A 15,272-nucleotide genomic window follows, 5' to 3' on the forward strand; every position below is an offset into this window, starting at 1 on the left:
GGGGCGGGTTGGTATGGTCTGAGTCAAACCGGATCTATTTTTCGATACAGTGAGTGCCGTGCGTTACCGCGCCGCCAGCACGCAGTGCGGCAGCGACCATCACGGTCTCGGCAATTTCTTCATCTGTATTGCCAGCCTGTTTCGCCCGTTTGGTGTGAATCTCGATGCAGTAGGCGCATTGAGTCGTCAACGCAACTGCAACTGCGATCAGTTCCTTGGTTTTGGCGGGCACCTTTCCGTCGGCCAACGCGGCTTTGTCAAACGCAACAAACGCCTCCCATGCGTCTGGCGTGAGTTCGGCGAAATTGTTGAGCTGTTTCATCTTTTTCATGTCGTACATCAAAGGAAGTCTCTCGTTGAAGTTGAGGTCCAATCAAGTCGGAGATGAGTGGGGACACGGATCGATCGAGCGTCGGATTTTGTCGCTGCTCTACGTGCCTGCGGTTGGGCTGGACCCGGTTCCCAGTGCCTTGGATCGAATCTACCAGATTCGACCCATGCCGGGATGTTGGGTGCCGATTCGGATTGGAACGAGTCTCTCTGTTGGCTCGTTTGGCTCGTTGGATGACAGAATTCGATCAGCAGGTCGGCGGGAGTCTTTCGGCATTTGGACTGCATTGGTGAGCGTTGTTGCTACCACTTTCAACGGGGGCCAACGTCCAAACGGCCCACATCGTTTTGCCCGATCATTCCTGCTGACTTGCTTCCTTTCATTTGAAGTATCCGGTCACTCCGACCGCCAGTAAAATGATCGAAGTGAGGATGGCAGTGGACTGGACGACGAAGATGAGGCTGGTCATGGTTGCTCCCGCAAATGGATGACGATTGAAAGGTCTTCTCACTATCGCCGTGCAGGCTGAATTCTGGCTGAAGTGAATCTAAAACAGGCTTTAGGTGGAGCAAAAACTTGTTGTGGATCGAGTTGGGCAGCTGCATCGCAACGCGTGAACAACAAGTGACGATGTTGGCGGTGTGGCGCAAGCCGCCCGGTGAGGAACCGGAGGGCTCGCGCCCTTCCGCTACGTCACTTGTTGTTCACGCGTTGCGTGGCGACGTTCGATCAATCAACGGCAGGCTGTCGTACCAGACGGCGTAGCGAGTTGCTGAGGACGGGACTCGCTGCCTCATCCGCTACGACATCATTCGACCGTACGTTGATTGGCGGCGTGGATAAAGAAATCTTCATTTTCAGTTCATGACCGGCTTATCCGGATGACGCAGACTGGAATGGTTGTCTGTCGGGAGTGTTTCTCGGGACGCATCGTTTGGGCTTTTGAATTGAAATGCGACAAGTTGAAATGCAGCGAGCAATCGAATGAGCGTGCGGGTGCTGGTGGTCGAGGATGAGCCGGGGATAGCGGATTTTCTCGTTCGAGGTCTGACCGAAGAGGGCTATTCCGTTGTCCATTGCGAGGACGGCGGTCACGCTTGGTTGCGACTGCAGTCCGAGACCTGGGATTTGGTCATCCTGGACTGGTGGTTGCCAGGCGAGGATGGGCTGCAGATCCTGCGTCGGTTTCGTCAGAAGAACCGCTCGACTCCGGTCTTGTTTTTGACCGCACGCGATGGCGTTAGCGAGCGGGTCACGGGGTTGGATGCGGGCGCGGATGACTACCTGACCAAGCCGTTCGCCTTCGAAGAATTGCTGGCTCGCGTGCGATCACTTCTTCGACGCCAAGGCCAATCCGATTCCCTGCACATGGAATATCAGGACATTCGAATCGACTTGGCTCAGCAACGCGCTACCCGAAGCGAGGTTCCGCTGGAATTGACAGCCAAGGAATTGTCGTTGCTGACGATGTTTGTGCGGAATCCAGGTCGTGTGTTGTCACGCACTCGTATCTATGAGACCGTTTGGGACGAAAACTTTGATGGGCTGTCCAACACGCTGGAAGTGCACGTGAAGGACCTTCGTCGCAAGTTGGAAAAGGTCGGTCCGCGAGTCATCCAGACGCGTCGCGGGCAGGGATACATCTTGGAATCATCGTCGTGAACGCATGAGTCTTACCAATCGCGTTTGCCTATTCTTCCTGGCTGCCTTGGGAATCATCTTGGCGATTTATTCGCTGGTTTTCTATTCGATCACCAGCGAGCACGTTCGTTCACGTTTTGACGATGAATTGAGCGGCGTGCTGAAGTCACTGATCGCCGCCGCCGAGGTCGAAGAAACAGAAGTCAAGTGGCAGCCTTTGGAACACTCGATCGACTTTGGCGTGCACGATGAATTTGGTGCAGTCCACTGGGCGGTGATCGGCGACGATGGCGTGATCGTCGAACGCTCGCGAGCGATTGATCAGGAGTTCATGTTGCGGGTCGCTGGCTTGACCTCGTTCACGTCGATTCCGCCTGGTCCGGATGTGGAAAACGCTGTTGCTGCGGAGGCGACGGTGTCCGATGGCTGGGCGATGATGAGCCGACAAGTCTCTGCACCACGACCGGTTCGCTTGCTGCGTGAGTTGGATGAATTTGATCAGTTGAAGGTCGTGGTGGGGCGGTCGACGGTCCCGCGCGATGCCATCCTGTTTCGGTTGATGTTGTTGGTCACGCTCTTGCCATTGCTGGCTTGGTCGATTGCCGCTTTGCTGGGGCAGTGGATGGTTCGAACAGCACTGCGTCCTGTGGCGGCGATGGCGGATCAGGCGCAGGCGATCTCCGGAACCGACTTCGATTCGCGTCTGACGCACACGCACTCGGGGGACGAGCTGGCTGAGTTGGCCACGGCTTTCAATCGATTGCTTGGTCGCCAACAAGAGGCGTTCGACCAGCAGCGTCGTTTCGCCGGGGAGGCCGCTCACGAGTTGCGTACTCCGCTGACTGTGTTGCTGGGCCAAATCGACGTGACCCTGCGTCGGCCGCGGAGCGACACCGAGTATCAGTCCACGTTGTCGATCTTGCGAAGCAAAACGCACACCTTGCAAGAAATCGTCGAATCGCTGTTGTTTCTCGCTCGCAGTGATCGCGATTCCTCGACGCCGACGCTGCGTAGTGTTGAGCTTCAGCCCTGGTTGGAATCTCAACGGGCGATGTGGCCGGTCGAGGCACGCGGCGACGACGTTCAGTTGGAAATCGCATTGCCGGATCATGGCTCGGTCCGCGCGACGCCGGCGTTGCTGGCCCGCGTGGTCGACAATCTGGTAGGCAACGCGGTCAAGTACAGCCAGCCGGGAACGCCGATCATCGTTCGAGCGTTCCAGGAAAACGACGAAACACTGATTCAAGTGGTTGATTCAGGTACCGGGATCAGTGCTGACGAAGTCTCGAAGTTGTTTGATCCATTTTTCCGATCCAGTGAGGCTCGTCGTCGCGGCATTGCCGGCACCGGATTGGGTTTGGCGATCGCCAGCCGAATCGCAACGACGCTGGGTGGCAATTTGGAATGTGTGAGCACTTTGGGGAGCGGAAGCTGCTTCACGCTGCGTCTGCCAAGGTCGCAGCCTGTGTCGATCGAGGAATCCTACTCGATGAACTGAAGTTTAGATTGGCTTCAGGTCTCTCTTACCCGACGGCACGATGCTTCTTTCAGACGCTGGCATTCCGCTGGCGTTGACCGTTTTAAAGCGGTTTCTGAAACATTTCGTTGAAAGAGGCGAGTGATGTTGCGTTTGTTAAAAAATGCGTTTCAAGAATGCTTGTTCGAAACCGCTGATCCTCGTGAAATGGATCCGATGTCAATGACGCTTCATGACTGTTTGCGATTGTTGGGCGAGAGTTCTTCGCCTGTGGATCGCAAGCGAGACGCGATGAAATCGGAATCCAAGGCCGCAGTGACGTCGGCAGCATCGGCGCTCGGCAAGAGACAGCGTGTGAGCGGGCATTGAATCCACGCCAAAGAAAGCAACTCGTTGTGAGCCGGGGGGGATTGTCACCGAGCGATTGCGTTCAGGGGACGACGCTGCGGAACTTGGTGACCTGGGGTCCCGGGAAATGAGACCGGGAAAGAAGAAAGGGGCGGTTGTTGTCAACCGCGCCATTCATTTCATTTTGATTGTCAGACGCCAACCTGGGTAGAAGGTTGGTGGTCGTTCGCCAGGCGGCTCGGGCGAGTCAGAGAAAAGGAGTCGAGCGTCATCGATCCGTGGAGCGTCCGCTCGACTCAGCCGAATTACTTGGCAGCCAGAGTGCGAAGTTCTTCCAGTTCGACCGTCAAGCGGTGACGCAGAGGGCTCTCGTCACGCAGTTCGCGTTCGAGCAGTTCTTCTGCTTGCTCAAAGGTGTCTTCCGTGCACTTTTTGGGGTCGTTGACGAGTTCACGAAACATTCGTTCGATGGTGGCTTCAGTTAACACGGCGGGGGGACCTCAAACGGGGATGCGGGAAAGGGGGAATGAAATGTCCATCTTAAGATGGCATGAAGTGATCGCAAGTGCAAACAAACCCTGGACTTCGAACTTGGGCGGGAATCGTCTGTTCCCCCGCGGCAGGGGCATTGGATGCGTCCAGTCCCGACGACAGAAGATCCCTCGCCCGATAGAATGGGGGTGGTTGTCTCGTTTCACTTCTCTGCAATAGCGGTCCCGATGAATTCTGATACGCCTTCCGAACCACCTTTTGACGGTCCTCCCGACGACGAAAACGGGTCCGGGGGAAAACCACCCGGCGAAGGTCAGCCTGGCGGCGGGCAATGGGGCGATGGGCTGCCCAATGGCGGCCAACCTGCCGGTGACCGACCCGAGGAAGGTCAACCGGGATCTCCCAATCCGGCGAACAACCCTTCCGAGAACCCAGCTGCTGAGAACCCTGCCGTTCGGGCTCGGGTTCCCGATCACGTGGCGGGCGGTTGTTTCAGCACGGGTGCGATCGTGATGACGGGCCCCAGTGAGTTCATCGTCGACTTTTTGCAAACCGTCGGTCGTCCACACCGGGTCGCCGTTCGCGTGGTCATCCCGCACGCGGTGATGCCGCAGTTTGTTGATGCGTTGCAGAAAAACCTCGATCTGTACAAAGGCCGGTTTGGCGATCCCGTGATGCCAACACCGACGCCCAATCCGAATGCGGAACAACGTCGACCAACGCCGCAAGAAATCTATGATGACTTGAAGCTGCCCGACGAAGTGCTCAGTGGAACCTATGCCAATGGGGTCATGATCGGTCACGGCGCGACGGAGTTTGGGTTGGATTTCTTGACCAGCTTCTTCCCTCAATCTGCCGTCAGTGCGCGCGTGTTCTTGGCTGCTGGACAAGTCCCACGTTTGCTCGACTCATTGCGAGGTGCGACCAAGCAATTGGAAGATCGCCGAAAAGGCAACGAAGGCAATCAGTGATTTGGGGGGCGCTACCAGTACGTTGGGCTTCCAAGCCCGACGAAGCGGTTGGTTTACCCGACGGGCTTGGAAGCCTTTTTATACCCCACAACTCATTTGCTTGAATGCCGCGAATGCTTCGACGATGGTGGCGAAACGGCTCATCCCTCGCCACAGCGTTTTCGAGCCGGGCGGGCCCTGCGATTTCTTATTAATGTATCCACCCATGATAGCAAGCGATGTCCCGAACGCTTCCACTGTTGGCGGAGACTTCGGGTCAACCGGTCGCTTGGTTAGAAATATCATGATCGCCATCCACTCGTCGTCGCTAAAGTAATCCGTGCAAGGCGACTGTCCGTCGTGACGTGTGGCACCTTTGAGATACTCCACTCGCCAAGCGACCACAGCGAGCATCGAAAACGCTCGGATGTAACGTTCCAACGTTTCGTACTTCATGTCCTCGATGTGAAGGCCGCTTTTGAGTGTTTTGAAGTACAGCTCCACCAGCCAACGAAAACAGTAACCTGTCAAAACTTCGTTGATTTCGTCCACCGTGCTAACTGGCAGCGTGGTCAGAAGCACCCACTTGGTCGGGGGCTCACCCGATGGTGGATTCACTTCAAGCGATTCCACCACGTTGATCCAGGTGTCGGCCAGCTTGCTAGTTGCCGATCGTCCCGTTCCAGCAACCTGGACGCGCACGCTGCGAAATTGAACCAGTGCTTCGCGTGATACACGAGCCTGTTTCCGAAGTCGTTTCTTATCATCGGGAAGCACTGGAGCGTCTCGACCGCCGATCAATACCATTTTCTCGCCACGCCAGGCGACTTTCGAAAGCGCCTCTTCAATTGTCGTGACATTCTCGATCGGCAGCCCGGTCATCACATCAACTGCGCCGACGATCTTCTGAGTCCGGCACTGACGGATGATGAATCCATAGTTCTCTGGGAACTCCGCCGCCTCGGCCAGCAGTTCGCCAATATCGGATTCGCTGTCGGAGAGCTGAATGAATTGAGTTTGCGGAATCGAGCGGGCGATCTGCTCGCCGCTTTGCATCATTTCCATCCATCGACTGCTCTCCTTTTCTTCAAAGCAGCGTCGCTGCCGATCGGCCTTTCGTTGTTTCGCGGCGACCTCCAGCGACGCCGCGTCACGAGTCCAAAGAACCTGGTCAACCACGCCCAACGGGATGCCAGAGGCAGCCATGGCATAGAGTGGATGATAGAAAAAACCAACGCGTTTTCCTTCCGACAGCGGACCAGCTCCACTGACCTGTTGCTTGGGCTTTGTCAGATCGAACTCGGTCGTGTCTTGAGCCAAATAGACCCGTCGGTGCTCGCCGCATCGCTTTCGAGAGCTCTGGTGATGTGCGTCGAAGATTTGATCCACAATGACCTTGGAGTTGTCAGCTAGACGATAAATTCCCTTCAGATCGGCTTTGGACCGAGTGCGATCCGGAGTCGACTCGCCGATCGAGGAAGCTTGAGAGACAAACTTAACAACGCGATCGACCCGCCGCTTGTGGCCCAGGTCCAACGATTGAAACTCCTGCCGTACCCATTCGACCACCATCCGTGCAACCTCCGTGCGATGAAAATCCAATTCGGAAAATCTTCGCATGGACGCGGCAAAAGGCAAGGAAAAGTTGTGGGGTATAAAAAGGCTTGGAAGCCCATCGTACGGTTGTTTGGGCGGGGCCCAACGAGTCTCTTCATTCAAACTCAAACAGCAGTGTTGTTTCGGCGATGACTTCGGCGGAACCGGTCAGGCGAGCGATCACGTCACCGGACTCGTCCAATCGATAGCTGGCATCAAAGCAACTGCCCGTGATCGATTCCTGGCGAAACGTTTGGCCGACATTCAGTTTGCCGGCTGCTGCTAAACAAGCCACCTTGGCACTGGTCCCGGTGCCGCATGGCGATCGGTCGTATGCGTTGCCAGGGCACAGCACAAAGTTCTTCGCATCCGCATGAGCGGAGGGGCCGACCAATTCGACGTGGTCAATCTCTGCCCCGCCCTCGCCCGTGATTCCTTGTTCTCGCAACGCGGCTTTGATACTCAGCGTGGCTGCCATCAATTGATCGACGTTGCAGAGTTCGAGATCCAATCCGTGATCATCGACCAAGTAGAACCAGTTGCCTCCGTAGGCGATGTCGCCCGTCACGAAGTCGTTGGCGAGCGACGTTGAGCTTGAAACCTTGACGCGAACGGCCGCTTGATAGCGTCTGCTTGGAACGTTTTCGAACGAAACCGTTTTGCCGTCCGAGTGCAGTTCGACTTCGATGATGCCCACGGGAGTTTCCATCCGATGAATGCCCGGCGTCAGTTTGCCTTGCCACGCCAGCGTCGCGATCACTCCAATCGTTGCGTGGCCGCACATCTGCAACACACCCACATTGTTGAAGAACACCACCCCCGCGAAACAACTCGGGTCGACCGGTTGGCAGATCCACGCGCCGACAATGATGTCGTTGCCGCGAGGCTCGTTGACGATTGGGGCCCCCAGCCTCGCAAATTTCTGCCGGAGGTGCAGACGACGGTCCGCCATCGTCGGCCCGGCAAGCGTGTCTTCCAGGTCAATCACCATCCGCGTCGGTTCCCCACCGGTGTGAGAATCCAACACCTTTACACGTGAAGGCAGCATCATCGTTCCCGAATCAAAGAGAGTAGGTGCAAGATTTCGCCATTGTGCGGTGAATCAATCGACAAGCCGCATTGCCGTCATCTGCTTGACTAAAGTGGATCGCAATCCTGCGAGATCAATGGATTTCAAAGGCTCAATGGGGTGGGGGCAATGAAGAGCCTGAATGGCGGGGACGTCGCCCACTGACACGCACGATTCCACAGAACATATAAACATGAAATTGCCGTTTCACAATTGGATGCGCGGAATTTTGGTCGAGCGACTGCCCGCGAACGCTGCCCTTTCCATTGCCACATTGTTGCTGGTGGGCGTCTTCGTTGCGGTTGCATCGAAAGCGAACGCACAGGATTCAACGACGCAGCGTCCACGCGTCATTCAACAGACATTGACGCCTCATTGGACCAATGACGATTCGTTCTGGTTCCGACGTCAGAACGCGGATGGATCGTTCACTGGCATTCGTGTGGATGCCTCAACCGGTGAGATGACGGAAGTCGAACCGGGCGACAAATCCAATGTTCGTGAGGTGACGCTGAAAGGCGGCCGCACGCCGCGGTCGGGTGGGGCGTCCGAGGCCCACACTGAAATCACGTTTGTCAACCAAACCGATCAAGCGTTGCAATTGTTCTGGGTGGACAGCGGTGGCAAACGTGTCCAATACGAATCGATCCCAGCGGGCGAAACCTTTGTTCGCACGACCTTCGCCGGTCATGTCTGGGAAGTCATTGGCAAAGACAAAACCAAATTTGGATACTTCGTCGCGGACATCGAACCGACGCGATTGGAAGTCGCCAAGCCTGCCCAAGCGACTCAGGCTGAACCGGAACGCCGTGGACGCCGACGTCGCGATTCTCGACGCGACGGCGATTGGACCGCCGGGGTTCCTGCCCCGAACAACGACAAGGTGATCGCTCGACTGACAGAAGGTCGCTTGCAGTTGCAAGATGCAAATGCCGATGAGGAGTCGACCGAGTGGAAGACATTGATCGAACAATCGCAGTTGTTGGAATTTTATGGCGATCGCGCGAGCGAATCGGCTGAGCCTTTGAAACTGGAATCGCCACAATGGTCGCCTGACGGGACCGCGTTGGTGGTGCGAGCCGTGGTTCCCTACGAAACCCAACCGGTTCACTTGGTCGAATCGTCGCCTAAAGAAGGCGGTCGCGCGGTGCTCAAATCGCGACCGTATTTGTTGCCAGGCGATCCTGTTGATGAGACTCGATTGTTGGCGTTCAACACGGAAACTGGCGAGTCCGTGGAACTGGATTTGCCATGGATGTCCCAACGGTTCTGGAATCTGCGATTCGTGGGGCCTCACCGAGTCCTGTTGGCGGTCACTGAACGGGGGCATCAACGGTTCCGTTTGTTCGATGTCGACCTTTCCTCTGGCGAAGTCACCACGGTGATCGATGAGCAATCGGAAACCTTCATTTGGACCACCCATAAAACGGACTTGCCACGTTGGAGCTACCTCGAAGGCAGCGACGAAGTCATTTGGGTCAGCGAAAAGGACGGCTATCAACATCTTTATCTGGTCGATCTATCGGGTGAAAACGAGATTCAGCCGATCACGCAGGGCGAGTTCGTTGTGCGAGCGATCGAAAACATCGATGAAGAAAATCGCGTGCTCGATTTAGTCGTCAGTGGTGTGCACGAAGGTCAAGACCCGTATCTCAAACACTACGCCCGCGTTGATTTCAGTGGAGAGAACTTCACGCTGATGACCGATGGCGATGGCACTCACACCGCCACCTTCTCACCGGACAGAAGCCGTTTCGTCGTCACTCATTCTCGCGTCGATTCGTTACCGGTTCACGAGTTGCGTTCCGCCGATGGAAAATTGATTCAAACGTTGGCCAAGGCGACGCTCACGCCTGAAGACGCCAAGTTGAATCTGCCGCAGGTCTTTTCCGCCAAGGGCCGGGACGGCGAGACCGACATCTGGGGTCTGGCGTGTTTCCCTGAGGACTATGATCCCGCCGCTGATAAAAAGTATCCCGTGGTGGAGTACATCTACGCTGGGCCTCATGATTCACATGTGCCGAAGTCGTTCCGATCCGCACCTTGGCACCGTGACTACTTGAACGCTGGCTTCATCGTCGTGCAGATCGATGGCATGGGAACGGCCAACCGATCCAAGGCTTTTCACGATGTGTGTTGGCACAACCTCAAAGACGCTGGTTTTCCTGATCGCATCGCCTGGATGAAAGCTCTGTCGAAGGAGCATTCCGCGATGGATTTGGAGCGGGTTGGGATCTTCGGGACCTCGGCCGGTGGCCAAAACACGGGGTCCGCGTTGTTGTTCCACGGCGATTTTTATGACGCGGGTGTCGCAGCCTGCGGTTGCCACGACAACCGAATGGACAAAGCCTCTTGGAATGAACAGTGGATGGGCTATCCCGTCGGCGATCATTATTCCGAGTGCAGCAACATCGACAACGCTGCGAACCTGACCGGAGATCTCTTTTTAATCGTTGGCGAAGTCGACACGAACGTGCCACCGGAATCCACTCTGCGTTTCGCGGACGCGTTGATCAAAGCTGACAAGGACTTTGACTTGCTGGTCATGCCCGGCGTTGGCCACAGTGACGGCGGAGCGTACGGCAAACGTCGCACGCTGGATTTCTTCATCGAGAAACTACAACCGGGGAGTTCCAGCGAACAGCCAACCTCCGAGTCAGGCGGGACCACAGAGGAAGTCGCCACTGCCTTGATCGATGTGGAAAAACTGCAACCGCAGACGGCATGGAAAGACATTCAGAACCACTATCAAACCGACCTCGAAACGCTCAAGCGTCGTTTGCCAGTTCGTGTGGTAGAAGAGCGTCTCACGCAAACCGCTGCGTTTTTGAATGCCTGGGAAAGCCAACTGAAGGTCGCGATTGCTAAGGAAGGAGAAGACACGCTGACCGACGCAGATGCGGAAATCGCTCAAGAGCTGATGGCTTCAGTGAACGAGGAAAAGTCTGATTTGAAAACACTCGTGGCCTCATCCGAAAAGCTTCGAGAGTTGGCTCCCTTCACCTCGCAATTGATCACGCTGACGGATCTTTCCAATCGAGTGAAAACGCTGAATGGACAAGCGATGGCGGCGGAGATGGAGCAACTGACCGAATCGATCCAGCTATCAATCGAAGGAACGGAACCGAGTTCCGTTGCGGTCAGTCAGCCGGTTCTGGACGCCGCGGAAGATTTGATCCGCTCGTATCAGTCTTGGCAAACCTTTTACGAAGGCTATCACCCTGATTTCAATTGGTGGGTGCTCGACCTGGCAAAGGCAACCGGCGACAAACTAAGGTTGTGGAAAGAGACTCTGACGGTCGACGAAACGTTGACACAGGAACACTCCGAATTGGCTGCTGGTGGTACCCTCCAACTGCCAGAACCGGCAGCGGAGTTTGCATTTGGAGAAGCCTACCCGCCCATCCAAGAATGGTCGCAGCGTGAGGCGACTTGGATGCCATCCATTGTCCGTCGCTTCACACGCCGCGGTCGCGATCGTGAGAAGAATGCTGCTCGGTTGCCTCAGTGGAAAGAAGAACTGGCCGTGTTGGAATTGGAGGGCAAACCATTCGAGGAATGGTCGCTCGACGATCAAGTTGATTGGCACTTGTTAACGGCGGAAGTGCAAACTCGAATCGAACGCAAGCGAATCGAGGACTCCGGCGAAAAGCTTCCTCCAGCCACCTCATCGGTTGAAAAGGATTTGTCCGGAACACCGGTTGGACGCGAGCGAATTGAGTTGGAACTGCGTCGTCAGTTCATCGATCATTCGCCCGAAGAGTTGATCGAATTGGCGGAACGTGAGTACGCGATCGTGCGATCCGAGATGGTTCGGGTGGCCCAAGACATGGGGCTGGGAGACGACTGGAAAGCCGCCGTGGAACGGATGAAGAATCATCACGTGGCACCGGGGCAACAGCCCGTTCTGATTGGCGAAATGGCCGACGAATCGGTCGATTGGTTGCGCAAGCGTGACTGGATCACGGTCCCGTCGTTTGCGGATTACTGCTGGCGGATGATCATGATGACTCCCGAGCGACAAAAGGTGAATCCGTTCTTCACGGGGGGGGAAGTGATCAGCGTTTCGTTCCCCACTTCGGAAATGTCGCCCAGTGACAAACGTCAGAGTCTGCGAGGAAACAACATCGGTTATGCTCGCGCGACGGTGCATCACGAGTTGATCCCCGGCCACCACTTGCAGATGTACAGCAACGAACGGCACCAGCCTCACCGTCGGACGATGAGCACGCCGTTTTGGTTGGAAGGGCTCGCCGTTTATTGGGAACTGAAACTGTACGACGACGGTTTCGCTCGCACTCCCGAGGAACGCATGGGAATGCTGGTTTGGCGAGCCCACCGGTGTGCACGAATCATCTTTTCGTTGAACTTCCACTTGGGACGTTTTTCGCCGGATCAGTGCGTCGATTTTCTGGTCGACAACGTTGGGTTCGAACGACGCAACGCCACCGCGGAAGTTCGCCGCAGTATCGGCCCAAGTTACCCGCCGCTGTACCAAGCCGCGTACATGCTCGGCGCTTTGCAGATCCGCCAATTGCACCGCGAGATGGTTTTGTCGGGCGAGATGACGGAACGTGAGTTCCACGATGCGATCATGGAAGCCGGGGTGTTGCCCATCGCGATGTTGCGTCAGGTCTTGAAGCAAGAACCGCTTCAACGAGACGAACCACCACGCTGGAAGTTCAACTGACGGCAGTCCCAGTACGATGGTCTTCCAAGACCGTCGAGGCAGCAATCTCTGTACGATGGTCTTCCAAGACCGTCGAGACCGCTACCTACGTAAGATGGTCTTCTAGACCGTCGATCTTGGTTCTCAACCGCCGCCCCCGCTCAGCGTCTCCGCGGTCAGCAACACCTTGCTGAGATTCGCCACGGGAAAGAAATGATCGCCGGGCAACACTCGCAGAGAGAACCCGGCCGACGTGAGTGATTGCCAACCCTGCATTTTGGCTCGGTTGGCAACATGGTCTTCTGCCCCGGCGAGAGCCCGAATGGGCACGGGGATGGTCGGGTGCTCCACAGTCGCGACTCCTCGTGCCAGTTTCAAATCCGCACGCACGATGGGCAAGAACATCGCGAGCGCGTCGGGATGCTGTTTCAAACCCGCTGGCAATCCGCCATAGCGACGATCCAGTTCGTCTGCGAACGCGTCGTCGTCCCAGTCCAACCAATCGCGGTTTTGCGTCCATTGGTTGGGTGGCGAGGCTCCCATCACGATCAGCCCTTTCACGCGGGATGGACCGGACGATTTTTCTAACAAACGAATCGTCAAACGGTACGCGATCAAGGCACCAAGGCTGTGTCCCGCCAGCACCAACGTGTCATCAGCATCAAACGTTTGTTCCGTCTCGGTTGCGATCGATTCGACCAACGAGTCCATGTCGGTTTCCAATGGCTCCGAAAACCGAGACTCACGCCCGGCCATCCGAACGGCCCACAGGCTGACTGAATTCGGTGCGTTTCGCGACGTTGACAGACCGCGAAAATGTTTGAACAGCGGAGCGGTCGCACCACCAGCATGCGGCACCCACAACAGGTGTGTCTTCGACATCGAAGGGGGACTGATTCGACAAAGGGCGTCATTCGACGTCATCAAGCATTCATTTCAACGAGCGTGTCAAGTTTGCAGTCCAGGGGAGTCACCGCCTGGGACGCTTTGTAGCAAAGCACATGAACAGTCGTCAGGTGAGACCACCCAATTGGTGTGGGCTTCCAGCCTGTGAACAAACCACGTCACCACGCCGACCCCCACCCTGCGCATCCACCCACTCCCCCACAACCTGCTGCCGATTCAGCTATAACGAGAACCCCCACAAAGATTCATCCCCCATCCCCATTCTCACCATGCACGCGCTCCAACCCCACCATTTGTTTCTCGGCTTGGTCTGCTTCGTCTGTTCGATGTCGACGTCCGCGGTGGCTCAAGACTCCCCTCCATCGAAACCACTCAATGTGTTGATGATCGCAGTCGATGACTTGCGACCAGAACTGAGATGCTATGGCCAATCCTACATCCACTCCCCCAACATTGATCGTTTGGCCGCGTCGGGCATGCGATTCGATCGAGCGTATTGCCAGGTCGCCGTGTGCGGTGCTTCCCGCGCGAGCCTGATGAGTGGCTGCCGTCCGGAGACCACCCAGTGCTGGAACTTCAAAACTCTATTGCGGTCGCAAATGCCCGATGTGTTGACGCTCCCCCAGCATCTTTCTCGCAATGGCTACGACACTGGCTTTTTGGGCAAGATCTACCACAGTCCCAGCGACGACGCGGAGGCTTGGACCGTTGATGCCAACGAATGGGCGCCGCGAGATCGCAGCAAGGGGAAAGGCTACGTTCAGGAACTGCCTCGGAAACGCAACCCGGCCAACTCGAGCGAGAAGCCCGGGCCCTCCATCGAAAATGGGGGCGATGTTCCAGACAGTGCTTACGCCGATGGCCACAACGCAGATCGAGCCGTCGCCATGCTGGAGCGGCTTTCAACGCAAGACAAACCGTTTTTCTTGGCAGTCGGATTCTTGAAACCCCACCTGCCGTTCAATGCACCGGGCAAGTACTGGGACCTCTACGATCGCGACGCCATTGAAATTCCGTCCCGCGAAGATGTTGTCGATGGCTTGCCGTACGCTCGTTCCAGTTGGGGCGAACTGAAAAACTACACCGACATTCCTGCGAAAACGAACATGTTGGACGACGAGAAGACCCGCGAGTTGATCCACGGGTATCGAGCCGCGGTCAGCTACATGGATGCACAAGTTGGCAAGGTCTTGAACGCTCTCGAAGCCAACGGGCAACGCGAGAACACGATCGTCGTGTTGTGGGGGGACCATGGTTGGTACGTCGGCGACTTTGGTGATTGGTGCAAACACACCAACTATGAAATCGCAACACGAGTCCCCTTGATCGTTTCCGTGCCTGGCGTTCGTCCGGGGAAAACGGAATCATTGGTGGAACTGGTGGATGTGTTTCCAACGTTGTGCGAGCTGACTGGATTGCCGATCCCGGAACATTGCCAAGGCAAAAGCATTGCGGGCGTGGTTCGTGATTCCGAGTTTTCCGTTCGTCCGGCCGCCTTCAGCCAATACAAGAAATCAAAGGCAGGCGTTGGACCCTTGCTTGGGACCAGCATCCGGACGGAACGCTTCCGTTACACGGAGTATGTCTCGTCGAAGACTGGTGAGCTCGAAGACATTGTCTTGATCGATTTCGACAATGATCCCGGTGCGACCCGGAACGTGGCTTCCGATCCCATTTACAAACCCTTCCTGCCGCAATTGCACGCTTGGTGCGAACAATCCGCCACAGGGCTATGAGCACGAACTCCGACACGACTTTTTCGGTCCATGCATCTCGGCTGCAAAATCCCAGGG

General features: G+C 56.3%; 11 protein-coding genes. 6 read left to right on the forward strand and 5 right to left on the reverse strand.

Going from position 1 to position 15,272, the window contains the following annotated elements; translation table 11 throughout:
- Window positions 1-34: 34 nt before the first annotated feature.
- Window positions 35-331 carry a carboxymuconolactone decarboxylase family protein gene (locus UH5x_RS00595; RefSeq protein ID WP_201778949.1) on the reverse strand — a complete coding sequence of 99 codons (297 nt, stop codon included), beginning with the start codon at window positions 329-331 and terminating at the stop codon, window positions 35-37.
- Between the two features lie 984 nt (window positions 332-1,315).
- Between UH5x_RS00595 and UH5x_RS00600 the strand changes: the two genes are divergently transcribed.
- The 3 genes from UH5x_RS00600 to UH5x_RS00610 all read left to right on the forward strand — a co-directional run bounded on the left by UH5x_RS00600 (window position 1,316) and on the right by UH5x_RS00610 (window position 3,818).
- Entirely contained in the window at window positions 1,316-1,993 is a 678-nt protein-coding gene (locus tag UH5x_RS00600) for a response regulator transcription factor (RefSeq protein WP_053061174.1), read from the forward strand.
- A gap of 4 nt (window positions 1,994-1,997) precedes the next feature.
- Complete coding sequence (locus tag UH5x_RS00605; protein WP_482634345.1) at window positions 1,998-3,470, forward strand: sensor histidine kinase; 1,473 nt, start codon at window positions 1,998-2,000, stop codon at window positions 3,468-3,470.
- A 123-nt stretch (window positions 3,471-3,593) separates the two neighbouring features.
- Entirely contained in the window at window positions 3,594-3,818 is a 225-nt protein-coding gene (locus UH5x_RS00610) for a hypothetical protein (RefSeq protein WP_482634346.1), read from the forward strand.
- 284 nt (window positions 3,819-4,102) lie between these two features.
- Here UH5x_RS00610 and UH5x_RS00615 read toward each other — a convergent pair whose 3' ends face one another.
- On the reverse strand, window positions 4,103-4,285 hold the full coding sequence (locus UH5x_RS00615) for a hypothetical protein (protein WP_047814625.1): 183 nt from the start codon (window positions 4,283-4,285) through the stop codon (window positions 4,103-4,105).
- 231 nt (window positions 4,286-4,516) lie between these two features.
- On the opposite strand from UH5x_RS00615, the gene UH5x_RS00620 reads away from it, so the two are divergent.
- Window positions 4,517-5,260 carry a DUF3467 domain-containing protein gene (locus UH5x_RS00620; protein ID WP_236696248.1) on the forward strand — a complete coding sequence of 248 codons (744 nt, stop codon included), beginning with the start codon at window positions 4,517-4,519 and terminating at the stop codon, window positions 5,258-5,260.
- A 78-nt stretch (window positions 5,261-5,338) separates the two neighbouring features.
- On the opposite strand, the gene UH5x_RS00625 is transcribed toward UH5x_RS00620, so the two are convergent.
- Both UH5x_RS00625 and UH5x_RS00630 read right to left on the reverse strand, forming a co-directional pair.
- The gene (locus UH5x_RS00625; protein ID WP_482634347.1) at window positions 5,339-6,964 is read right to left on the reverse strand and encodes an IS4 family transposase; all 1,626 of its coding nucleotides are present in this window, start codon (window positions 6,962-6,964) and stop codon (window positions 5,339-5,341) included.
- On the reverse strand, window positions 6,951-7,886 hold the full coding sequence (locus UH5x_RS00630) for a proline racemase family protein (RefSeq protein WP_083434944.1): 936 nt from the start codon (window positions 7,884-7,886) through the stop codon (window positions 6,951-6,953). Before UH5x_RS00630 ends, UH5x_RS00625 begins: the two co-directional genes overlap by 14 nt.
- A 211-nt stretch (window positions 7,887-8,097) precedes the next feature.
- Between UH5x_RS00630 and UH5x_RS00635 the strand changes: the two genes are divergently transcribed.
- A complete protein-coding gene (locus UH5x_RS00635; protein ID WP_482634348.1) occupies window positions 8,098-12,594 on the forward strand; it encodes a DUF885 family protein in 4,497 nt (1,498 codons plus the stop codon).
- A gap of 123 nt (window positions 12,595-12,717) precedes the next feature.
- On the opposite strand, the gene UH5x_RS00640 is transcribed toward UH5x_RS00635, so the two are convergent.
- Window positions 12,718-13,455 carry a thioesterase II family protein gene (locus UH5x_RS00640; protein WP_482634349.1) on the reverse strand — a complete coding sequence of 246 codons (738 nt, stop codon included), beginning with the start codon at window positions 13,453-13,455 and terminating at the stop codon, window positions 12,718-12,720.
- A 350-nt stretch (window positions 13,456-13,805) separates the two neighbouring features.
- On the opposite strand from UH5x_RS00640, the gene UH5x_RS00645 reads away from it, so the two are divergent.
- Window positions 13,806-15,215, forward strand: coding sequence for a sulfatase (locus tag UH5x_RS00645; protein ID WP_482634350.1), 1,410 nt, complete (start codon window positions 13,806-13,808; stop codon window positions 15,213-15,215).
- Window positions 15,216-15,272: the final 57 nt, after the last annotated feature.

The sequence above is a fragment of the Rhodopirellula sp. UH5 genome, from assembly GCF_056839225.1.

Excerpts from the sequence above, each read along its gene's own strand:
- UH5x_RS00595 (WP_201778949.1), bottom strand. The coding sequence starts at position 331 with ATGAAAAAGATGAAACAGCTCAACAATTTCGCCGAACTCACGCCAGAC.
- UH5x_RS00600 (WP_053061174.1), top strand. The coding sequence starts at position 1,316 with ATGAGCGTGCGGGTGCTGGTGGTCGAGGATGAGCCGGGGATAGCGGAT.
- UH5x_RS00605 (WP_482634345.1), top strand. The coding sequence starts at position 1,998 with ATGAGTCTTACCAATCGCGTTTGCCTATTCTTCCTGGCTGCCTTGGGA.
- UH5x_RS00610 (WP_482634346.1), top strand. The coding sequence starts at position 3,594 with ATGTTGCGTTTGTTAAAAAATGCGTTTCAAGAATGCTTGTTCGAAACC.
- UH5x_RS00620 (WP_236696248.1), top strand. The coding sequence starts at position 4,517 with ATGAATTCTGATACGCCTTCCGAACCACCTTTTGACGGTCCTCCCGAC.
- UH5x_RS00630 (WP_083434944.1), bottom strand. The coding sequence starts at position 7,886 with ATGATGCTGCCTTCACGTGTAAAGGTGTTGGATTCTCACACCGGTGGG.
- UH5x_RS00635 (WP_482634348.1), top strand. The coding sequence starts at position 8,098 with ATGAAATTGCCGTTTCACAATTGGATGCGCGGAATTTTGGTCGAGCGA.
- UH5x_RS00640 (WP_482634349.1), bottom strand. The coding sequence starts at position 13,455 with ATGTCGAAGACACACCTGTTGTGGGTGCCGCATGCTGGTGGTGCGACC.
- UH5x_RS00645 (WP_482634350.1), top strand. The coding sequence starts at position 13,806 with ATGTCGACGTCCGCGGTGGCTCAAGACTCCCCTCCATCGAAACCACTC.